Origin of the sequence: Pimelobacter simplex, from assembly GCF_900114845.1 — a bacterium.
Lineage (GTDB): Bacteria > Actinomycetota > Actinomycetes > Propionibacteriales > Nocardioidaceae > Nocardioides > Nocardioides simplex.
Map to the genome: position 1 here is coordinate 317,740 of NZ_FOUK01000003.1, position 19,643 is coordinate 337,382.

Below are 19,643 nucleotides of genomic sequence, written 5' to 3' on the forward strand. Positions count from 1 at the left end.
TCAGCGCGCCGCCAGCAGCGCCGCCGCCGGCCCGCGCAGGGCGACGGTGAAGAAGCCTTCGTCGGTGTCGGTGTACCAGACCTGGCGCCGCGCGACGTCCCACGCCGGCTGGGACATCGCCGATCCCCCGTTGGGGCCGGGCTGGTTGAAGTAGCCGACCTCGCGGGGCCGGGCCAGGTCGGAGATGTCGAACAGCCGGAGCCCGGAGCCGATCATCGAGCAGGCCGCGATGCGCGGCTCGTCGCGGGTCGGCAGCGAGCAGTAGTGACCGGTGTAGCTGCGGACGATCGTGCGCCCGCCGGGGTCGTCCATCACCTCGGCCCGCACCGCCGGGTCGTGCACCTCGAGCCGCACGTTGGACACGACAAAGGGCGCCCGCGGGTCGGTGACGTCGATGATGCGGGCGGCGCCGACAGGGCTGCGGGGCGAGTTGATCCGGCGGAGGTCGCCGAACAGGTCGCTGAACTCGTCGACCTCGAAGACGTACTGGCGCCCGTCGCGGGTGAACGGCTCGGCCACCTGCGGGATCGACCCCTCGTCCCAGGTGAGCCGGGACAGCGTGCGGATCTGCGGCCGCGGCCGGCGGTCCTGGATGTCCGACACGTCGAGGACGTCGAGCCCCGCCCCGTCGATGACGGAGGCGTTGCGCCCGCTCGGGCTTCCGATGTTGGCGACGTACATCGTGCGGCCGTCGTCGGAGAGCCGGAGACCGTGGTAGACGACGCCCGCCTTGGTGTGGAGCACGCGGGGCCGGCGCGGCTCGGTCAGGTCGACCGCGGTGAGCGTGAACCCGGCCGCGCCCGCCGTCCAGAACGTCTTGCCGTCGGGGGCGAACCCGCTCTCGTGCCCCATCACCCCGGAGAGCGTGGTCGACATCAGCCGGGGCCGGCGGCAGTCCCGGCTGACGTCGTAGACGTCGAGCACGCCGGGCGCGGTGCCAAGGGTGCCCAGCACCGCGGCGAGCAGGCCGCGGCCCTGGTTGACGAGGAGGGACTCGTGCGGCTGGAGCATCGCCGGGGTGATCAGGTTGGCCGTCCTGACCGGCTTGGCCGGGTCGGTCATGTCGAGCACGACGACGCCGAGCCCGGCGCCACCGGTGAGCAGGCCCGGCACGTTGAGCCCGGCCATCACGGCCGAGTCATAGTAGGCGCAGGTGCGGCCGGTCACGTCGGTGTAGCGCTGGACCTTGAAGCCGCCCGACCCCAGGAACGAGCGCCGGCCGTGGTGACCGACCTGCGCGGTGTTGCACCGGTAGCCCTGGGCGGCGCGGCCCGACCGGTAGTCCGAGGCGGGCACCCGGCCCTGGATCGACGTCTCGGGCAGGTCGCCGGGCGCGCAGCTCGCGCGCGGGACGCCCTCGAGCGACAGGTCCGCCTGGGAGGTGCCCGCGGTGAGCACCGCGCTCACCACCAGCGCCGCTGCCACGACGCACGCCAGCACCAGGCGTCGTCCGGTCGTGCTGTCCGCCATCATCCGACCCCCATGTCGATCCGCGCGTCGGCCCACCCTGGCACGGGCACGGCGGCCCCGTCGACCACCCACGACGTCCTGGCGCACGGGCGCGCCGCGCGCCGGCGAGCGTCTCGGCGTTCTGAGCGCCGGGGCTCAGCCGGTGTACGGCACCTCGGCCTGCCAGTCCGTCTCGTCCTGGTCGATCGCCGCCCGCAGCGCCACCGCGACGTTGTCGGGCGCGAACGGGCCCTCCTTGGCGAGCGTGCCCCGCACGGTCACCGACACGGCGCGGATGCCGTCGTCCGCGAGGGTCCGGTCGAGGCTGCGCACGAGGTTCTGCAGGCCCGCCTTCTGCACCCCCAGGGATGCCGCACCGTGCCACGGGCTGTCGGCCGCCATGCTCCCGGTCGCCGTCACCCGGCCGCCCGGTCCCATGAACGGCCGCGCCGCCTGGACGACGCTGAGCAGCGCGCCGACCCCGAGCCGGACGTCGTCGAGCAGCTCGTCGGGGGTCAGGCTCAGCGGGTCCTTCTCGCGGTACGCCGACGGGTTGAAGTGGACGACGTCGACATGGCCGAGCTGCTCGGCCATCCGGGTCACCGCGGAGCGCGTCGCGCCGTCGTCGGTCAGGTCGGCCACCGTGGTCAGCGCCTCGGCGCCGGCGCCCTCGACATCCGCCCGCAGCGCGGCCAGGACGTCGGCGTCGGCGCCGAGCAGGCCCACGCGGCCGCCCTCCGCGGCGTACAGGCGGGCGAGCGAACCGCTCACCCCGGGACCGGCACCGGCGATCAGGACGTTGCGCGTCATGGGGCCAGCGTAGGCCCCGTCGGCGCAGCCCCTCAGAGCCCCGCGATGCCCCCGAGCTTCTTGCTGGTCTCCTCGAACTCGGCAACGAGGTCGGCGACGACGGAGGCCACCGGCCGCACCTCGTTCATCCGCCCGACGATCTGCCCGATCGGCATCGAGATGACGTCCGGGTCGCCGGAGGCGTTGATCCGGTTGTGGGCGTCGGCGACGAGCAGGTTCTGCAGCGGCATGGGGAGCGGCGCGGGCGCGTCCTCGGACGACCAGGCCTCGGTCCACTTCGTCTTGAGCAGGCGGGCCGGCTTGCCGGTGTAGATGCGGGTGCGGACGGTGTCGGACGAGGTGGCGCGCAGGAAGGCGGTCTCCCAGCCCTTGTTGCCGGCCAGGTTGCGGTACTCCTCGGTGCCGAGCCAGATCGAGCCCGTCCACACGCCCTGCGCGCCGAGCGCGAGCGAGGCGGCGATCTGCCGGCCCGAGCCGATGCCGCCGGCGCCGAGGACCGGGACGTCGGGCCCGACGGCGTCGACGATGTCGGGGGTGAGCACCATGCTGGCGATCTCGCCGGTGTGTCCGCCGGCCTCGTAGCCCTGGGCGATGATGATGTCGACGCCGTTGGCGACGTGGCTCAGCGCGTGCTTGGGCGCGCCGGCGAGGGCGGCGACCTTGAGGCCGGCCTCGTGGCACTGCTCGATGACGTCGACCGGCGGGGAGCCGAGCGCGTTGGCGATGAGGACCGGGCGGTGCTGCAGGGCGATGTCGACGTGCGAGCGGGCCACGGAGTGCAGCCAGCCGAGGACGCCCTCGCGGCCCTCGCCCTCGGGCAGCGGCGGGACGCCGAGCTTGAGGAGCGTCTCGTCGACGAACTTCCGGTGCTCCTCCGGGATGTACGTCGACAGGTCGGCCGACGTGCCCTCGGTGGGGATCTTCATCGGCATCACGACGTCGACGCCGTAGGGCTTGCCGTCGGTGTTCTCGTCCATCCAGGTGAGCACCCGGTCGAGCTCGTCGGGGTCGTTGAACCGGACGCAGCCCAGGACGCCGAGGCCGCCCGCGCGCGAGACGGCGGCCGCGACGTGCTCGGAGGGGGTGAACGCGAAGATCGGGTAGTCGATGCCGAAGGCATCACAGAGCGCGGTGTGCATCAGGCGTTCGCCTCCACGGTGTCGGTGCGGTCATCGGTGCGGTCGTCGGTGCGGGCCGCGAGCGCGAGCTCCTTGGCCCGGGGGTACTGCGCCTTGCCGGTGGCATTGCGCGGGATCTCGGGCACGATCGTCAGGGCCCGCGGCAGCTTGTAGCCGGACAGGTGCGCGCGCAGGAAGGTGCGCAGCTCCTCGAGCTCGAGGCTCGCGCCCGGCCGCAGCTCGACGACGGCGGCCACGGTCTGGCCGTACTTCTCGTCGGGGAGGCCGACCACCAGGACGTCGTACACGCCGGGGTGGGCCTTGATGGCCTGCTCGACCTCTTCGGGGTAGACCTTCTCGCCGCCGGTGTTGACGCAGTTGGAGCCGCGGCCGAGCAGCGTGATCCGGTTGCCCTCCTCGATCCGGGCGTTGTCGCCGGGGATCGAGTAGCGGACGCCGTCGATCTCGATGAAGGTCTTGGCCGACTTCTCGGGGTCCTTGTAGTAGCCGACGGGGACGTTGCCCGCACGAGCGGTCCGGCCGATCTTGCCGACGTCGGTGGCCGGGTCGAGCGGGCGGTTGTCGTCGCCGAGGATCACCGTCGTGGGCGGGATCGAGACGACCGGCCCGTCGGTGGAGAGGGCGCTGGCGTCCTGCAGGCCGGTGCCCTGGAAGCCGGTCTCGGAGGAGCCGACGGAGTCGGTGAACACGGCGTTGGGAAACGCCTTCATCCAGCGCTCCTTGACCGACTTCGAGAAGATCGCGGCGCTCGAGGCGATCGCGAAGAGCGTCTGGCCGTCGTACCCGCCGGCCTCGTAGGCGTCGATGAGCGGCACCGCCATCGCGTCACCCGTCATGAAGAGCATCTGGACGCCGTGCTGGTCGACGAGCTCCCAGGTGCGGACCGGGTCGAACTTCGGCTCCAGGATGGTGACCTGGCCGGCGAAGAGGTGCATGAGCAGCGAGGCCTGCGCGCCGCCGTGCATGAGCGGGCTGAGCGGGAGGGTGACCAGGCTGTCCTGCAGCGCCTTCTTGGACTGGTCGTACTCCTCGAGCGGCTCGGAGGTCATGAAGTCGATGCCGCCGCCGAGCACCCGCCAGAAGTCCTCGTGGCGCCACATGACGCCCTTCGGGAAGCCGGTGGTGCCGCCGGTGTAGATGATGTGGATGTCGTCGGGGCTGCGCTCGCCGAAGTCACGCACGTCGGACTGGCCGGCCACGGCCTCCTCGAGCGTCACGCCGCCGAACGGCGACAGGTCGCTCGCGTCGTCGGGCTCGAGCGGGTTCGGGACGGCGATGACCGCCTTCATGGCGCCGACCTTGGGGAGCACCTCGGCGACGAGCGGCGCGTAGACGCGGTCGTGGACGAGGCCGACGAGGTCGGCGTTGTCGAAGAGGTACTCGAGCTCGCCGGCGACGTAGCGGAAGTTCACGTTGATCGAGACGGCCCGCACCTTGAGGATCGCGATCAGCGCGATCACGTGCTCGATGCTGTTCTTCGCGTACAGACCGACGTGGTCGCCGGTCCCGATGCCCTGCGCCTGCAGGTAGTGCGCGAGCTTGTTGGACTCCGCCTCCAGCTCGGCGAAGGTGATGACGCGGTCCCCCACCTGGACGGCAGGCTTGTCCGGGACGGCGTCGACGGCGTGTTCGAAGAGGTCGGCGATGTTCAGGGCCACGAGGCCGACAGTAGAACACGTTTCACTTTTTCGCTAGCGTTGTTCACATGTCCGCCACCGAAGTCGCCCCCGACGCCTCCCCCGACTGCCTCGTCGAGCAGGACGGCCACAAGCTGATCGTCACGATGAACCGCCCCGAGCGGCGCAACGCGCTGTCCGGACCGATGCTCCGGATCATGGAGGCGGCCTGGGACCGGGTCAACGAGGACCCGGAGATCCGGGTCTGCATCCTCACCGGCGCCGGCGGCTACTTCTGCGCCGGCATGGACCTCAAGGCCGCCGACGAGAAGCCGCCGTCGGAGAGCTTCGAGTCCGGCGAGTACGACCCCACCGTCATCAAGGGCCTGCTCAAGGGCTTCCGGCTCACCAAGCCGCTGATCGCCGCGGTCGAGGGCCCGGCGATCGCCGGCGGGACCGAGATCCTGCAGGGCACGGACATCCGGGTCGCGGGCGAGTCGGCGAAGTTCGGCGTCGCCGAGGCGCGCTGGTCGCTCTACCCGATGGGCGGCTCCGCGGTCCGGCTCCCCCGCCAGATCCCCTACACGGTCGCCGCCGAGCTGCTGCTGACCGGCCGCACGCTCAAGGCGCCCGAGGCCAAGGAGCTCGGCCTGATCGGGCACGTCGTCCCCGACGGCCAGGCGCTGGCCAAGGCCCACGAGCTCGCCGACCTGATCGCCGCCAACGGCCCGCTCGCCGTCCAGGCGATCCTCAAGACGATGCGCGACTCCGAGGGCAAGCACGAGGAGGACTGCTGGGCCGACGACGCCAAGGTCGGCGCCGCGGTCTTCTCGTCGGACGACGCCAAGGAGGGCCCGCGGGCCTTCCTCGAGAAGCGCGCCCCCCAGTTCAAGGGGCGCTGACGCCCGCTGCCTCCCGGCCGTCGAGGTGCCCGTCGAGCCAGGCGGGGAACTCCGCCAGGCTCTCGAGGACGACGTGCGTCCCCGCGGCCCGCAGCTCGTCGGCCGTGCAGCCGCCGGTGAGCACCGAGACGCTCGTGACGCCGGCGGCCAGCGCGCCCTCGACGTCGTGGACGTGGTCGCCGACGTAGACGGAGGCCGCCTCGCGGCGCAGCACCGCCGCCTTGCCGACGCCCCAGACCCAGCCCTCGAGCACGTCGACGTCGAGGCCGGTGTGGTCGAGGTGGAGCTGGGCGTTGGGCGCGAACTTGCCGGTGACCACGACCACCCGGCCGCCGCGCCGTCGTACGGCGGCGATGGCCTCGTGCGCGCCCGGCAGCACCGGCACGCCGGTGATCGCGTGGTGGGGGTAGAGCGCCCGGAAGCGCTCGCCCGCGGCCGGGATCTCCGCAGCCGGCAGGTAGGGCTCGAGCAGCAGGTCGAGGGGCGGGCCGAGCCGGCGGGTCATCTCCTCGACCGGGAACTCGACGCTCAGCTCGGCACCGAGCGCGTGCAGCACGTCGCGGAACCCGGGGGCGGTGTCGATGAGGGTCATGTCGAGGTTGAACCCGACGACGAGATCCGGCATGGGGCCACGTTATCGAGGGCCCGGACCGGGGCAGGATGGCGCCATGGTCGCCCTCCTGCTGTTCCTCGTCATCGGACTCGTCTTCGTCACGGTGCTCGCGCTGCTGGTCGTCGGCATCGTCGTGGGCACCAAGCGCGCCGCCGAGCGCCGCCAGGGCCTGGCCGCGTTCGCGCACAGCCGCGAGTGGGAGTACCGCCCCTCCGACCCGGCGCTCGTCGACCGCTTCCAGGGCGCACCGTTCGGGCGCGGGCACGGCCGGCACGTGAGCAACGTCCTCATCGGCCAGTACGACGGCCGCCCGTTCACCGCGTTCGACTACCAGTTCACGACCGGCAGCGGCGACGACTCCAGCCGGCACACCTACTCCGTGGTCGCGCTCAACCTGGGCGTGCGCGCGCCCGACCTCGCGGTCGGCCCCACCACCACCCTGCGCCGCTGGGCCGACTCGCTCACCGGCCGCGACATCGAGATCGGCGACCCGGCGTTCGACGCGGCGTTCACGATCCACTCGCCGGCGCCGGAGTTCGCGGCCGACGTCCTGCTCTCCGACGTGCGCGACGTGATGCGCCACCATCCCGGGCTGTCGTGGCGGATCACCGGCGACTCGCTGCTGATGATCCGGTCGGGCGCGCACGCCCCGGCCGAGATCGACGGGAAGCTCCAGGTGATGGACGCGCTGCTCGACCGCATCCCGGACCTGGTGTGGGAGCGGCTGCGCGGCGAGGCGCCGCGCTAGCCGCTCCCCGCGGCCGGCGCCTAGCGGTTCTCGGCGCGCGGGGCGCCGATGCCCGGGTCGACCTGGAACGGCCCGGAGGCCGAGGGGCGCACGTCGAAGTCGAAGATCGACGTCGGGATGTAGACCGTCGAGCACGAGTTCGGGATGTCGACGACACCCGAGAGCCGGCCCTCGATCGGCGCGGCGCCGAGGAGCAGGTAGGCCTGCTCGGGCGCGTAGCCGAACTTCGTCAGGTAGTCGATCGCGTGCAGGCACGCCCGCTGGTAGGACAGGTGCGAGTCGAGGTAGCGCTGCTCGCCGTCGAGGGTGACCGAGGTGCCGGAGAACGCGATCCACTCGCTGAACCGGGGGTCGACCCGGCCCGGCATGAAGATGGCGTTCTCGCTGACGCCGTAGGTCTCCATGCCGCCCTTGATGATGTCGACGCGCAGGTCGATGAACCCGCCCATCTCGATCGCGCCGCAGAACGTGATCTCGCCGTCGCCCTGCGAGAAGTGCAGGTCGCCGACCGACAGGTTCGCGCCGTCGACGAACACCGGGTAGAAGATCCGGGTGCCCTTGGACAGGTTCTTGATGTCCTGGTTGCCGCCGTTCTCGCGGGCCGGCGCGGTCCGCGCGGCCTCGGCGCCGACCCGGCCCCACTGGTCGCGGGCCAGGCCGCCGAGCACGGCGTGCTCGCCCTCGGGCGGCAGCGCCAGCGGCGGGACCCGGTCCGGGTCGGTGGCGATGAGCGCGCCCTCGCGGCGGTTCCAGGTGGCGAGCAGCTCGGCCGACGGCGCCGTCCCCATCAGGCCCGGGTGGATGAGGCCCTCGAAGCTGACGTGCGGCACGTGCCGGCTGGTCGCGACCTGGCCGTTGAAGTCCCAGATCGCCTTGTAGGCGTCGGGGAACTGGTCGGTGAGGAAGCCGCCGCCGTTGTTGCGGGCGAAGATGCCGGTGTAGCCCCAGCCCTGGCCGGCGAGCGGGCCGGAGTCCTCCTGCGGGATCGGGCCCACGTCGAGGATGTCGACGACGAGCAGGTCGCCGGGGCGAGCACCCTCGACCGCGAACGGACCCGACAGCTTGTGCACGGTCAGCAGCGGCGCGTTGAGGATGTCCTCGGCCGAGTCGTCGTTGACGATCGCGCCGTCGAACCACTCCCGGCAGTCGACCCGGAAGGAGTCGCCCGGCTTGACCGTCGCCACGGGCGGGATCTCGGGGTGCCACCGGTTGTGGCCGAGCTTCTGCTGGTCCTCGAACTTCTTTCCGCTGTCGAGCGGGAAGATCACTTCAGGCATGGGGTGTGCTCCTCGGGTGATGGGTGGCGGAACGGGACGATCAGGGGCGCGGCAGCTTCTGGTGCAGCGGGTTGCGGGTGACCCGCGCGCCTGCGCCGCCGCGGGGACCGGCGCCGGGCAGCGAGGTGACGACCTGCGGCTCGTGCGCCGTCGCGGTCGTGCTGTCGATCAGCCGGTACGCCGCACTGCCGGCGACCGACAGGCGCGGCGCGCTCATCCGGCGCCGGGCGGTCGCTCCGCACGCGGGGCAGTCCACGGACGCGGGGACCTCGCTCATCGGGTAGGTCCGGTCGAACTCGGTGCCCTCGGGGCACCGGAAGGCGTAGAGCGGCATGACTTCCTCTCAGGCGGCGGTGCGGGGTGCGGGCACGGTGGCGGCGGCGGGCGCCGTCCGGGCGAGAACGGCGGCCAGGCCCACCACCGCGACCGCCAGGGCGAGCGCGAGCACGCCGAAGCCGGTCGACGTGGGCCAGTTGCCGTGCAGCCCGAGCAGGGCGGGGACGGTGCAGGTCAGGTGGCTCCCGAGCACGAGCACCCAGCCGGCGAAGCGGGTCAGCTCGTCGCGGCCGAGCGCCAGGACGAGGAAGAACAGCAGCCACATGACGGCCCAGGTCAGCCAGATCGCGGTGAACGCGAGGTCGTCCTCGATCGAGAGCACCGCCTGGACGACCGCCATCACGGCGACGAAGGACGAGAACCACCCGAGGCCGGTGCCGTCCAGGCCGGCCAGGGCGTTGATCCCGACGTAGAGGTAGGTGAACCCGAACAGGTAGATCGGCGCCCAGCTCGCGGCCGTCGCGAGGTCGGGCGCCTGGATCAGCGCGATGGTCGGCAGCACCACCTGGAGCGTGCCGACGAGCAGGTTGAGCGGCGCTCCCCCGCGCGCGGTCACCAGGCCGAGGAGGCCCAGGCCGTTGACGAACAGCACCGCTCCGACGAACAGCAGTCCCACATTGGACACCGGGCACCTCCGCACAATCGTACCGATCTGGAACTATTGCAGATCGGAACCATAGGGGGCGCCGGAAAGGCCCGTCAACGGCCCTCGCCGGGGTTCGCTCAGGCGTCGAGAGCGGCGACGAGCGTGCGCCAGAGGTCGCGCCCGTCGTCCGAGGCGACGACGAGGACCCGGCGCCGGTCGGTGGCGTCGGCGCGCCGGAAGGCCAGCCCCTCGGTGACCAGGCGGTCGACGACGCGCGTGGTCGCGGGCGGCGTCGCGGAGATCAGCCGGCCCAGCTCGCCGACCGTGAGCCCCTCGGCCGCGTCGGAGAGCCGGCGCAGCGCCCGGAAGACGTCGAGCCCGACGCCGTGCGCGTCGAGCACCGGAAGCAGCCGGGCGACGACCAGGTCGTCGGCCGCGACGACGTCGGCCGCAGGGACGCGTGCGCCCGGGGCGGCGGCGCTCAGCTGTCCTCGGGGCATGGGACAACGCTAACCGACCGGCGACGCTGTTCCCCCCACGTGGACCGCGGCGCTAGGGTCCGAGCAGCGAAGGTCCCGTCCCCCAGGAGCGCCGATGCCGACCACGACGAACGAGTACGTCGTCGGCCTGCTCTACCCGCAGTCGGGGCCGGCCGGCCTGTTCGGACCCTCCTGCCTGACCTCCGCGCGACTGGCCGTCGACGACGTCAACGCGCGCGGCGGGATCCTCGGCCGCCAGGTCCGGATCGAGGCGATCGACGCCTCGGTCGCCGCCGCCGGCGCGGCGGGCTCCGTCGCCGGCCTGGTCGAGAGCGACCGGATCCAGGCGGTCGTGGGCTGGCACCGCTCCGACGTGCGGCGGGCGGTGGCCCGGCGCCTCGACCGGCGGGTCCCCTACGTCTACACCGCGCTCTACGAGGGCGGCGAGCACACCGAGGGCCTGTGGCTGACCGGCGAAACGCCGCGCCAGCAGGTGCTCCCGGCGCTGCGCTGGCTGCGCGACGAGCTCGCCGTGCGGCGGTGGTTCGTCGTGGGCAGCGAGTACCTCTGGCCGCGCCGGACGGCGGCCGCCTGCCACAACTACGCCCGCACGCTGGGCGTGCAGATCTGCGGCGAGGCCTACCGTTCCGTCGGCACCGAGGCCTACGACGACGTCCTGACGATGATCGAGGCGTCCGGGGCGACCGGCGTGATCCAGCTCCAGCTCGGCCAGGACGCCGTCCACTTCAACCGCCAGTTCGCCGCGCTCGGGCTCGCTGCGGGCATCGTCCGCTTCTCGCCGCTGATGGACGAGAGCATGCTGCTGGCCTCCGGTCCCGACGCCACCGCCGACCTCTTCGTGGCGTCGGCCTACTTCGGCTCGCTCGTCACCGACGCCGCGATGGACTTCGGCAGCCGCTACTTCGGCGCCTACGGACCCGACGCGTGCCCGCCGTCCGCGATGGGCGAGTCGTGCATGGAGGGCCTGCTGCTGCTCGAGTCGCTCGTCAACGGCGCCGGGTCGACGGCGGTCGACGACCTGCTGTCGTGCGCGCGCCCGACCCGGTACGACGGCCCGCGCGGCAGCCTGGCGCTGCGCTCGGCGCACACCGACCAGCCGGTCTACCTGGCCGCCGCGGCCGGGTGCGACTTCGACGTGCTCACGACCCTGCCCCGCGGCTGAGCGGGCGTCAGCCGACCGAGCGCTCCCCCGTCCAGAACCGCGCCCGCAGCGCCTTCTTGTCCGGCTTGCCGAGCGCGGTGAGCGGCAGCGCGTCGACGGCGATGACGTCCTTGGGCGTCTGGACCGAGCCCTTGCGCTCCTTGACGGCGTCCTTGATCTCGGCGACGACCTCGTCGGTCAGCTCCTGGCCCTCGCGCAGCACGACGACGGCGGTGACCGCCTCGCCGAACTTCTCGTGCGGGGTGCCGATCACGCCGACCTGGGCGATCGCGGGGTGCTCGGCGATGACGTCCTCGACCTCCCGCGGGAAGACGTTGAAGCCGCCGGTGACGATCATGTCCTTGGTCCGGTCGACGATGTACCAGAAGCCGTCCTCGTCCTCGCGCGCCACGTCACCGGTGTGCATCCAACCGTCGCGGAAGGTCTCGGCGGTGGCCTCGGGCAGCTGCCAGTAGCCCGCCGACAGCAGCGGCCCGGCCACGCAGATCTCCCCCGGCTCGCCCGGCGGGACCGGGTTGCCGGCCTCGTCGAGCAGCGCGGTCCGCAGGTACGCCGACGGCCGGCCGCACGACGTCAGCCGCGACTCGATCGGCACGCCCGCGGCGTCGACGTGGTCGCCCTTCGGGAAGTAGCTGATCACCATCGGCGCCTCGGACTGCCCGTAGTACTGGGCGAAGATCGGGCCGAACCGCTCGATCGCCTCCTTGAGCCGGACCGGGTTGATCGCGGACGCGCCGTAGTAGACGGTCTCGAGCGACGACAGGTCGCGGGTGCGCGAGTCGGGGTGGTCCATCAGCGCGTAGAGCATGGTGGGCACGAGCATCAGCGAGTTGATCCGCTTCTCCTCGATCGTCTTGAGCACGTCGGCCGGGTCGAACCGGGCCGAGACGAAGAGCGTGCCGCCCTGGAGCACGACCGGCACGAAGAACGCCGCGCCGGCGTGCGAGAGCGGCGTGCACATGAGGAAGCGCGGCTCGGCGGGCCACTCCCACTCCGCCATCTGGACCTGCGCCATCGTCGAGAAGGCGCGCACGTTGCCGATCACGCCCTTCGGCTTGCCCGTCGTGCCACCCGTGTAGGTGATCGACGTGATGTGCTCCGGCTCCAGCACCGCGGCGGTGAGCGGCTGCGGCTCGAAGGTCGCGGCGACGGCGGTGAGGTCGGTGCCGACGTCCGCGAGACCCTCGGGGACGGGACCGATCGTCAGCACCTGCTTGAGGCCCGGGCACTTGCCGAGCAGCTCGACCGCGCGGTCGGCGAAGTAGGGGTCGATCACGAGCGTCGTGATGCCGGCGTCGTTGATCACGTAGGCGTGGTCGTCGGCCGAGCCGAGCGGGTGCAGCGACGTGCGCTGGAAGCCCTGGGTCTGGCCGGCACCGAGGATGAAGAGCACCTCGGGCCGGTTGAGCGCGAGCAGCGCGCCCGGCGTGCCGCGGCCGGCGCCGAGCGACTCGAACGCCTGGATGTACTGCGAGATCCGCTCCGCCGTCTCGCGGCCGGTCAGCGTCACCTCGCCGAGGTGGACGATCGGGCGGTTCGCGTGCCGCTTGAGGGCCGCGACCATCAGGTGGCCGTTGTGGGCAGGGGTGCGGAGCGTGTCGGTCACCCTCGCAGACTAGAACGTGTTCTATTGCGGGGCAAGGACCCTACCTTGGTCGGGCAGGTCCCTACCTGCGACCGATGCCCGGCCCCCGCCCCGGCACCTAGCGTCGTCCCCATGCCGTACGACGACCTGGGCTCCACGCGCGAGGACAAGATCTGGACCTACGCCCTCTTCGCCGTCGGCGGCGTCCTGCTGCTCACCGTCGGACCGCTCCTCGCCCGCTGGCTCGCGGACGTGCCGTTCATCCCGTTCAAGGACGTCGTGCGCTGGGTCGGCGACTTCGACCAGCCGTGGGCCTGGGTCGCGCGGCCCGCGATCGGCCTCGTGGCGGGCCTGGTCGTCGCCTTCGTGGTGCTCGTCGACGAGTGGCGCCTGGAGGTGCACGACGACGCGATCGTCGTCGTCCACGACCGCGACCGGCGCCGGCTCGTGCGCGAGACGATCCTCGGCATCCACTTCGAGGGCAAGAAGGTCGTCATCGAGGGCACCGACGGCCGCCGGCTGTTCGACAAGCCGGTCGAGGCCAAGCGCGCCGTCGTCAAGGAGGCCTTCGCCTCGCGCGGCTACCCGCTCGAGTCGGAGTAGCGGCGGCGCAGGTCAGCCGGCAGGACGCTGCTCGACCGGCGCGACGAGCGGCCGCACCCCGCCCAGCCGCCGGTGGAACCGCACCTGGTCGGCGTGGGCGTCGAGCAGGTCCCAGAGCGTGCGGTGCGCCGACCACGGCAGCGGGTCGTCGCCGCGCGCCCAGCGCTCACCGAAGCTGATCCAGACCGGCGTCCAGGCGGCGGCGCAGTCCCAGGCGCCGCGCTGGGCCTCGACCAGGCGACGGCGCAGCTGGAACTCGGTGCGCGGCCCGTCGGCGCAGATCGGCGCCGAGCGGACCGGCCACACCCACAGGTCGCGCTCGACCAGCTCGAGCTCGAGGGCGGGCAGCAGCGCTGGGTCGACCAGCACCGTGGCGACGTTCTCGTGCGGCTCCCGCCTCATGCCCGAGACGGTAGCCCGGACCTCCGACAGCGACCAGCACCTCAGGAGGACGACGTCAGGCGAGCAGCTCCGCGATCTGCCGCACCTCGGCGGCGCTGCGGCACGAGAGCAGCAGCGTGGTCACGCCGGTCTCCTCCCACTGCGCCACCCGCTCGCGGACCTCGCCCGGCGTGCCGATGATGTGCATGTCGTCGACGAGCTCGTCGGGGATGAGCGCGGTGGCCTTGTCCTTCTCGCCGGACAGGTAGAGCTCCTGCACCTCGTCGGCCAGCTCGCCGTAGCCCATCCGGGTGAAGACCTGGTGGTGGAAGTTCTGCTCCTTGGCGCCCATGCCGCCCATGTAGAGCGAGACGAACGGCTTCATGCCGTCGATGACCTGCTGCTTCTGCTCGGCGTTCTCGACGATCTGCAGGTGGCAGGTGGCGGCGATCTCGAAGTCCGCCCGGGTACGACGGGCGCCCGGCCGCGCGAAGCCCTCGTCGAGCCAGGGCTGGTACATGCCCGCGCTCTTGGGCGTGTAGAAGATCGGGATCCAGCCGTCGGCGATCTCGGCGGTCTGGGCGACGTTCTTGGGGCCCTCGGCGCCCAGCCAGATCGGCAGGTCGGCGCGCAGGGGGTGCACGATCGGCTTGAGCGGCTTGCCGAGGCCGACCGCGCCGGGGCCGTCGTACGGCAGCGGGTGGTGCGGGCCGGCGTTGGTCACCGGCGCCTCGCGGGCCAGCACCTGGCGGATGATCGAGACCACCTCGCGGGTGCGCGCCAGCGGCTTCGAGAACGGGACGCCGTACCAGCCCTCGACGACCTGCGGGCCGCTCACGCCCATGCCGAGGACGACCCGGCCGCCGGTGAGGTGGTCGAGGGTCAGCGCGTGCATGGCGATCGAGGCCGGCGTCCGGCCGGACATCTGCACGATCGAGGTGCCGAGCCGGACCCGCGAGGTCTCCCGGCCCCACCAGGCCAGCGGGGTGAAGGCGTCGCTCCCCCAGGCCTCGGCGGTGAAGATCGCGTCGAAGCCCGCGTCCTCCGCGGCCGCGACGAGCTCGCCGACGCCCTGCGGCGGCTGTGCGGACCAGTAACCCAGCTGCAGACCCAGTTTCATGGCTGCATCATGCCCGGCTCGCGGACACGTTTCTAGAACGTGTTTCACTTTTGAGCAGAACATGTTTCACTTTGGCTCATGAGTCGCACCCTCTCGGCACCGGTGACGGTGTCCTTCGACTACACCCGATCGGTCGGCCCGGTGATCGGCCGCTTCCTCACCGGGCTGCGCGACGGCCGCTTCGTCGGCGCCCGGCTCAGCGACGGTCGCGTCGTCGTCCCGCCCCCGGAGTTCGACCCGGTCACCCACGAGGCCACGGCCGACTTCGTCGACCTGCCCGAGACCGGCACGGTCACCTCCTGGACCTGGGTCAGCGAGCCCGTGGCGGGCCAGCCGTTCGACCGGCCCTTCGCCTTCGCGCTCGTCACCCTCGACGGCGCCGACGCGCCCTTCCTGCACGCGGTCGACGTCGCGAGCCCCGACGAGATCAGCACCGGCCTGAAGGTCCGCGCCCGCTGGGCCGCGGAGCGCACCGGCGCGATGACCGACCTCGTCTTCGAGCCCGCGCCGGTCGAGCCTGTCGAGACCCCCACCGAGCCGGTCTCGACAAGCTCGACCAACGAGACCCCGGCAGAGCCGGTCACCGGCATCGTGACACCGGTCAGCCTCGACTACACCTACGCCGCCTCGCCCGAGGAGTCCGCCTTCTTCCGCGGCCTCTCCGAGGGCCGGATCGTCGGCCAGCGCTGCCCGAAGTGCGAGAAGGTCTACGTGCCGCCGCGCCCCGCGTGCCCGACCGACGGCGTCCCGACCGTCGAGGAGATCGAGCTCTCCGACACCGGCACCGTGACCACCTTCTGCATCGTCAACGTGCCCTTCCTCGGGCAGAAGATCGCGCCGCCGTACGTGTCGGCGTACATCCTGCTCGACGGCGCGGACATCGCGCTGCAGCACCTGATCCTCGACATCCCCGTCGACGAGATCCGGATGGGCCTGCGGGTGAAGGCGGTCTGGAAGCCCCGCGACGAGTGGGGCACCACGATCGAGAACATCAGCCACTTCGCGCCGGCCGACGAGCCCGACGCGGACTTCGACACCTACAAGCACCACCTCTGAGCGGCGGGAAGGACAAGACATGCGTGACGTTGCCGTCGTCGGGTTCGCGCAGCGACAGCTGCAGGACTACGACGGATCCCCCCAGTGCGCCGAGCTCCTGGTGCCGCTGTTCGCCGAGTGCTACGAGCAGACCGGGTGGACCAAGAAGGACATCGGCTTCTGGTGCTCCGGCTCCTCGGACTACCTGGCCGGCCGGTCGTTCTCGTTCGTGAGCGCGATCGACGCGATCGGCGTGCTCCCGCCGGTCAACGAGTCCCACGTCGAGATGGACGCCGCCTGGGCGCTCTACGAGGCGTGGCTCAAGATCCAGACCGGTGAGGTCGACACGGCCCTGGTGTTCGGCTTCGGCAAGGCCTCGGCCGGCGTCCTGCGCCGCACCCTGGCCCTGCAGCTCGACCCCTACACGCTCACCCCGCTGTGGCCCGACACCGTGTCGATCGCCGCGCTCCAGGCGCGCCTCGGCATCGACGCCGGCCTGTGGGACGAGACCGCCATGGCCGAGGTCGTCAACCGCTCGCTCTCCGACGCCGAGAAGAACGAGTACGCCGTCCGCGCGGGCGGCTCGTCCGTCGCGGATCTCCTCGCCCGGCCGATGTTCGCCGACCCGCTCCGCAAGCACGATGCCGCGCCGGTCACCGACGGTGCCGCCGCGATCGTCCTGGCCGCCGGCGACAAGGCCCGCGAGGTGCGCGAGCGCCCGGCCTGGATCACCGGCCTGTCCCACTTCACCGACGGGCTCCAGCTCGGCACCCGCGAGCTGACCCGCTCCGAGTCGGCCTCGCGCGCGGCCGCCGCGGTGGGCGGCCTCGACGGCGTCGAGATCGCCGAGGTGCACGCGCCGTTCAGCCACCAGGAGCTGATCCTGCGCCGCGACCTCGGGCTCGCCGACGACGTCCGGATCAACCCCTCGGGCGGCCCGCTCGCCGGCAACCCGATGTTCACCGGCGGCGCGATCCGGATCGGCGAGGCCGCTCGCCGGATCTGGGACGGCACCGCCGACAAGGTGCTCGGCCACGCGACCAGCGGGCCGGCACTGCAGCAGAACCTCGTCTGCGTCATGGAGGGAACGAACTGATGGGCAAGACCCCTGCCGCCGTCATCGGCGTCGGCCAGACCCACCACCGGGCCAAGCGCGAGGACGTCTCCATGGCGGGCCTGTGCCGCGAGGCCATGGACCGTGCGCTCGAGGACGCCGGGCTGACCCTCGACGAGATCGACGCGATCGTCGTCGGCAAGGCGCCGGACCTCTTCGAGGGCGTGATGATGCCCGAGCTCTACCTCGCCGAGGCGCTCGGCGCGGCCGGCAAGCCGCTGCTGCGCGTGCACACGGCCGGCTCGGTGGGCGGCTCGACCGCCATCGTCGCGGCCTCGCTCGTGCAGTCGGGCGTGCACAAGAAGGTGCTGACCGTCGCCTTCGAGAAGCAGTCCGAGTCCAACGCGATGTGGGCGCTGTCGGTGCCGGTGCCGTTCGTGATGCCGGTCCACGCCGGCGCGGGCGGCTACTTCGCCCCCCACGTGCGCTCCTACATCCGCCGCTCCGGCGCGCCCACCCACATCGGCGCGATCGTCGCCGCCAAGGACCGCACCAACGCGCTCAAGAACCCCTACGCGCACCTGCGCGAGGAGAAGACCGTCGACATGGTCCTCGCCTCGCAGATGCTGTGGGACCCGATCCGCTACGAGGAGACCTGCCCCTCCTCCGACGGCGCGTGCGCGCTGGTCATCGCCGACGAGGACGTCGCGAAGTCGTCGCCCAACCCGGCCTGGATCCACGGCACGGTGATGCGCTCCGAGCCGACCACGGCCGCCGAGCGCGACCAGGTCAACCCGCAGGCCGGCCGCGACGCCGCGGCCGCGCTGTGGAAGCAGGCCGGCATCACCAGCCCGATCGACGAGATCGACGCGGCCGAGATCTACGTCCCGTTCTCGTGGTTCGAGCCGATGTGGCTCGAGAACCTCGGCTTCGCGGCCGAGGGCGACGGCTGGAAGCTCACCGAGGCCGGCGAGACCGCGATGGGCGGCCGGATCCCGGTCAACTGCTCGGGCGGCGTGCTGTCCTCCAACCCGATCGGCGCCTCGGGCATGCTCCGCTTCGGCGAGGCGGCGCTGCAGGTGCGCGGCGCGGCCGGCGAGCACCAGGTCGACGGCGCCCGCAAGGCGCTCGGCCACGCCTACGGCGGTGGGTCGCAGTTCTTCGCGATGTGGGTCGTGGGGGCCGACAAGCCCACGAACTGACGGTTTGCGCGGGCCGGGAGGCGGTTAGGGTCCGAGGGTGAGCGAGCCCCCGGCGCCGTACCCGCCTCCCCCGCCCTGGCCGGCGTCCCCGGACGCCCCGCCCCCGCGCACGCCGCGCAACGGCATCGCCGTGGCCTCGCTCGTGCTGGGCATCATCGGGCTCTGCGCCTCGCCGATCCCGCTCCTCAACTTCGTCGGCGGCATCTGCGCACTGATCGGCCTCGTGCTCGGGACGATCGCCCTGCTCCGAGCCGGCCGCCTCGGGCGCCGGGGCCTGGCGGCCTGGGGCACCGGCCTGTCGGCGACGGCGCTCGTCATCTCCGTCGTCGTCGGCTTCATCGTGCTGCGCTACCTCGGCGACCTCCTCGACTTCGTCGACCCGCCCGATCCGAGCGCGAAGGTCGGCGAGCGCTTCACCACCGACGACGGCGACCTGTCGATCGTCGTCACCTCGATCACCTGCCCGGACTCGGAGCCCTGCGACTTCGCGTTCGAGGCGACCAACAAGAGCGACCGGACGATCTACCTCGACAACATCCGGGTGAAGGGAGTCGTCGACGGCCAATGGCGCGACCCCTGGCTCGACGGCACCACGTCGTCCGTCGACCCCGGCGAGTCGGTCTCCCGGACCGGCACGATCTCGGTGTCCGGCGGGCGCCTCGACGGGATCGCCTTCGACGCCGACGACGCGTCGAGCCACAGCGCCGTCGTGGTTGCCGCGCCGGGCCCGTAGTCTTGATCCCGTGATGGAGCTGCGTACCCCCACCCAGATCGAGCAGATGCGGCCCGCGGGCCGTTTCGTCGCCTCGGTGATCAAGGCGCTCGGCGAGAAGGCCGACGTCGGGGTCAACCTGCTCGAGCTCGACGAGCTGGCGCACCGGATGATCAAGGACGCCGGCGCCGAGTCGTGCTACATCGACTACCACCCGTCGTTCGGGGCCAGCCCCTTCGGCAAGGTGCTCTGCACGTCGGTCAACGACGCGGTGCTGCACGGGCTCCCCCACGACTACGTCCTCCAGGACGGCGACCTGCTCTCCGTCGACTTCGCGGCCTCGGTCGACAACTGGGTCGCCGACTCGGCGCTCTCCGTCGTCGTCGGCAAGCCCCGCGACGAGGACCTCCGCCTGATCGAGGTCACCGAGAAGGCGCTCGCCGCCGGCATCGACGCCGCCCGGGCCGGCAACCGGCTCGGCGACATCTCCTTCGCGATCGGCAGCGTCGCCCACGAGGCCGAGCTCAAGGTGAACCTCCAGTTCGGCGGCCACGGCGTCGGCCGGACCATGCACGGCGAGCCGCACGTCGCCAACGACGGTCGCGCCGGGCGCGGCCCCAAGCTCCGCCCGGGCCTGGTCATCGCCATCGAGCCGTGGTTCCTGCACACCACCGACGAGATCGTCTTCGACCCCGACGGCTGGACGATCCGCAGCGCCGACGGCTCCCGGGGCGCCCATGCCGAGCACACCGTCGCCATCACCGACGGCGACCCGATCATCCTCACCGCGCGCGACTGATCCGGCCGGCCGGG

General features: G+C 72.2%; 21 protein-coding genes. 9 read left to right on the forward strand and 12 right to left on the reverse strand.

What is annotated here, in order from left to right; all coding sequences use genetic code 11:
* The 4 genes from BM223_RS14180 to BM223_RS14195 all read right to left on the reverse strand — a co-directional run bounded on the left by BM223_RS14180 (position 1) and on the right by BM223_RS14195 (position 5,056).
* Positions 1–1,470 carry an LVIVD repeat-containing protein gene (locus BM223_RS14180; protein ID WP_075018649.1) on the reverse strand — a complete coding sequence of 490 codons (1,470 nt, stop codon included), beginning with the start codon at positions 1,468–1,470 and terminating at the stop codon, positions 1–3.
* A gap of 135 nt (positions 1,471–1,605) precedes the next feature.
* Positions 1,606–2,259: an SDR family oxidoreductase gene (locus BM223_RS14185; protein ID WP_038679126.1), complete on the reverse strand. Its 654-nt coding sequence runs from the start codon at positions 2,257–2,259 to the stop codon at positions 1,606–1,608.
* Positions 2,260–2,291: 32 nt separating this feature from the next.
* The gene (locus tag BM223_RS14190; protein ID WP_038679127.1) at positions 2,292–3,398 is read right to left on the reverse strand and encodes an NAD(P)H-dependent flavin oxidoreductase; all 1,107 of its coding nucleotides are present in this window, start codon (positions 3,396–3,398) and stop codon (positions 2,292–2,294) included.
* Entirely contained in the window at positions 3,398–5,056 is a 1,659-nt protein-coding gene (locus BM223_RS14195; RefSeq protein ID WP_038679129.1) for an acyl-CoA synthetase, read from the reverse strand. Before BM223_RS14195 ends, BM223_RS14190 begins: the two co-directional genes overlap by 1 nt.
* 47 nt (positions 5,057–5,103) lie before the next feature.
* Between BM223_RS14195 and BM223_RS14200 the strand changes: the two genes are divergently transcribed.
* Entirely contained in the window at positions 5,104–5,916 is an 813-nt protein-coding gene (locus BM223_RS14200; protein WP_038679131.1) for a crotonase/enoyl-CoA hydratase family protein, read from the forward strand.
* Here BM223_RS14200 and BM223_RS14205 read toward each other — a convergent pair.
* A complete protein-coding gene (locus BM223_RS14205; RefSeq protein ID WP_038679132.1) occupies positions 5,903–6,541 on the reverse strand; it encodes an HAD family hydrolase in 639 nt (212 codons plus the stop codon). The two genes, BM223_RS14200 and BM223_RS14205, sit on opposite strands and share 14 nt — an antisense overlap.
* Before the next feature lie 43 nt (positions 6,542–6,584).
* Here BM223_RS14205 and BM223_RS14210 point away from each other — a divergent pair, with 43 nt between their 5' ends.
* Positions 6,585–7,277 carry a type III secretion system chaperone family protein gene (locus tag BM223_RS14210; RefSeq protein WP_038679134.1) on the forward strand — a complete coding sequence of 231 codons (693 nt, stop codon included), beginning with the start codon at positions 6,585–6,587 and terminating at the stop codon, positions 7,275–7,277.
* A 20-nt stretch (positions 7,278–7,297) separates the two neighbouring features.
* Here BM223_RS14210 and fmdA read toward each other — a convergent pair whose 3' ends face one another.
* From fmdA to BM223_RS14230, 4 genes are all read right to left on the reverse strand, one after another.
* A complete protein-coding gene (fmdA, locus tag BM223_RS14215) occupies positions 7,298–8,554 on the reverse strand; it encodes a formamidase (RefSeq protein WP_038679137.1) in 1,257 nt (418 codons plus the stop codon).
* 40 nt (positions 8,555–8,594) lie between these two features.
* The gene (locus tag BM223_RS14220; RefSeq protein ID WP_038679139.1) at positions 8,595–8,888 is read right to left on the reverse strand and encodes an FmdB family zinc ribbon protein; all 294 of its coding nucleotides are present in this window, start codon (positions 8,886–8,888) and stop codon (positions 8,595–8,597) included.
* A gap of 9 nt (positions 8,889–8,897) precedes the next feature.
* Positions 8,898–9,515, reverse strand: a complete 618-nt coding sequence (locus tag BM223_RS14225; protein WP_038679141.1) for an AmiS/UreI family transporter — start codon at positions 9,513–9,515, stop codon at positions 8,898–8,900.
* A gap of 98 nt (positions 9,516–9,613) precedes the next feature.
* Positions 9,614–9,976 carry a MarR family transcriptional regulator gene (locus BM223_RS14230; RefSeq protein ID WP_052138680.1) on the reverse strand — a complete coding sequence of 121 codons (363 nt, stop codon included), beginning with the start codon at positions 9,974–9,976 and terminating at the stop codon, positions 9,614–9,616.
* 94 nt (positions 9,977–10,070) lie between these two features.
* Here BM223_RS14230 and BM223_RS14235 point away from each other — a divergent pair, with 94 nt between their 5' ends.
* On the forward strand, positions 10,071–11,138 hold the full coding sequence (locus BM223_RS14235; RefSeq protein WP_075018625.1) for a substrate-binding domain-containing protein: 1,068 nt from the start codon (positions 10,071–10,073) through the stop codon (positions 11,136–11,138).
* A gap of 7 nt (positions 11,139–11,145) precedes the next feature.
* On the opposite strand, the gene fadD8 is transcribed toward BM223_RS14235, so the two are convergent.
* Positions 11,146–12,744 carry a fatty-acid--CoA ligase FadD8 gene (gene fadD8 / locus BM223_RS14240; protein WP_038679145.1) on the reverse strand — a complete coding sequence of 533 codons (1,599 nt, stop codon included), beginning with the start codon at positions 12,742–12,744 and terminating at the stop codon, positions 11,146–11,148.
* Between the two features lie 111 nt (positions 12,745–12,855).
* Here fadD8 and BM223_RS14245 point away from each other — a divergent pair, with 111 nt between their 5' ends.
* Positions 12,856–13,326, forward strand: a complete 471-nt coding sequence (locus tag BM223_RS14245; RefSeq protein ID WP_038679147.1) for a YqeB family protein — start codon at positions 12,856–12,858, stop codon at positions 13,324–13,326.
* A 12-nt stretch (positions 13,327–13,338) separates the two neighbouring features.
* Here BM223_RS14245 and BM223_RS14250 read toward each other — a convergent pair whose 3' ends face one another.
* Both BM223_RS14250 and BM223_RS14255 read right to left on the reverse strand, forming a co-directional pair.
* Positions 13,339–13,728 carry a hypothetical protein gene (locus tag BM223_RS14250; protein WP_038679149.1) on the reverse strand — a complete coding sequence of 130 codons (390 nt, stop codon included), beginning with the start codon at positions 13,726–13,728 and terminating at the stop codon, positions 13,339–13,341.
* 55 nt (positions 13,729–13,783) lie between these two features.
* Entirely contained in the window at positions 13,784–14,827 is a 1,044-nt protein-coding gene (locus BM223_RS14255; protein ID WP_038679151.1) for an LLM class F420-dependent oxidoreductase, read from the reverse strand.
* Positions 14,828–14,905: 78 nt separating this feature from the next.
* On the opposite strand from BM223_RS14255, the gene BM223_RS14260 reads away from it, so the two are divergent.
* Genes BM223_RS14260 through map form a run of 5 tightly spaced genes read left to right on the forward strand, consistent with a single transcriptional unit; the run spans position 14,906 to position 19,629 of the window.
* Positions 14,906–15,883, forward strand: a complete 978-nt coding sequence (locus BM223_RS14260) for a Zn-ribbon domain-containing OB-fold protein (RefSeq protein ID WP_038679153.1) — start codon at positions 14,906–14,908, stop codon at positions 15,881–15,883.
* A 19-nt stretch (positions 15,884–15,902) separates the two neighbouring features.
* Positions 15,903–16,958 (forward strand): thiolase domain-containing protein, encoded by a 1,056-nt coding sequence (locus BM223_RS14265; RefSeq protein WP_038679155.1) that lies wholly within the window; start codon positions 15,903–15,905, stop codon positions 16,956–16,958.
* On the forward strand, positions 16,958–18,118 hold the full coding sequence (locus tag BM223_RS14270; RefSeq protein ID WP_038679157.1) for a thiolase domain-containing protein: 1,161 nt from the start codon (positions 16,958–16,960) through the stop codon (positions 18,116–18,118). The genes BM223_RS14265 and BM223_RS14270 overlap by 1 nt, the downstream gene beginning before the upstream one ends.
* A 37-nt stretch (positions 18,119–18,155) precedes the next feature.
* On the forward strand, positions 18,156–18,851 hold the full coding sequence (locus BM223_RS14275; protein ID WP_075018626.1) for a DUF4190 domain-containing protein: 696 nt from the start codon (positions 18,156–18,158) through the stop codon (positions 18,849–18,851).
* Positions 18,852–18,861: 10 nt separating this feature from the next.
* On the forward strand, positions 18,862–19,629 hold the full coding sequence (gene map / locus BM223_RS14280) for a type I methionyl aminopeptidase (protein WP_038679159.1): 768 nt from the start codon (positions 18,862–18,864) through the stop codon (positions 19,627–19,629).
* Positions 19,630–19,643: the final 14 nt, after the last annotated feature.

Bases quoted from the DNA above. Each gene is read 5' to 3' on its own strand.
- BM223_RS14250 (WP_038679149.1), bottom strand. From the start codon at position 13,728: ATGAGGCGGGAGCCGCACGAGAACGTCGCCACGGTGCTGGTCGACCCA.
- BM223_RS14260 (WP_038679153.1), top strand. From the start codon at position 14,906: ATGAGTCGCACCCTCTCGGCACCGGTGACGGTGTCCTTCGACTACACC.
- BM223_RS14235 (WP_075018625.1), top strand. From the start codon at position 10,071: ATGCCGACCACGACGAACGAGTACGTCGTCGGCCTGCTCTACCCGCAG.
- BM223_RS14205 (WP_038679132.1), bottom strand. From the start codon at position 6,541: ATGCCGGATCTCGTCGTCGGGTTCAACCTCGACATGACCCTCATCGAC.
- BM223_RS14270 (WP_038679157.1), top strand. From the start codon at position 16,958: ATGGGCAAGACCCCTGCCGCCGTCATCGGCGTCGGCCAGACCCACCAC.
- BM223_RS14210 (WP_038679134.1), top strand. From the start codon at position 6,585: ATGGTCGCCCTCCTGCTGTTCCTCGTCATCGGACTCGTCTTCGTCACG.
- BM223_RS14245 (WP_038679147.1), top strand. From the start codon at position 12,856: ATGCCGTACGACGACCTGGGCTCCACGCGCGAGGACAAGATCTGGACC.
- BM223_RS14265 (WP_038679155.1), top strand. From the start codon at position 15,903: ATGCGTGACGTTGCCGTCGTCGGGTTCGCGCAGCGACAGCTGCAGGAC.
- BM223_RS14180 (WP_075018649.1), bottom strand. From the start codon at position 1,470: ATGGCGGACAGCACGACCGGACGACGCCTGGTGCTGGCGTGCGTCGTG.
- BM223_RS14255 (WP_038679151.1), bottom strand. From the start codon at position 14,827: ATGAAACTGGGTCTGCAGCTGGGTTACTGGTCCGCACAGCCGCCGCAG.
- BM223_RS14220 (WP_038679139.1), bottom strand. From the start codon at position 8,888: ATGCCGCTCTACGCCTTCCGGTGCCCCGAGGGCACCGAGTTCGACCGG.
- BM223_RS14230 (WP_052138680.1), bottom strand. From the start codon at position 9,976: ATGCCCCGAGGACAGCTGAGCGCCGCCGCCCCGGGCGCACGCGTCCCT.
- BM223_RS14190 (WP_038679127.1), bottom strand. From the start codon at position 3,398: ATGCACACCGCGCTCTGTGATGCCTTCGGCATCGACTACCCGATCTTC.
- fmdA (WP_038679137.1), bottom strand. From the start codon at position 8,554: ATGCCTGAAGTGATCTTCCCGCTCGACAGCGGAAAGAAGTTCGAGGAC.
- BM223_RS14185 (WP_038679126.1), bottom strand. From the start codon at position 2,259: ATGACGCGCAACGTCCTGATCGCCGGTGCCGGTCCCGGGGTGAGCGGT.
- BM223_RS14200 (WP_038679131.1), top strand. From the start codon at position 5,104: ATGTCCGCCACCGAAGTCGCCCCCGACGCCTCCCCCGACTGCCTCGTC.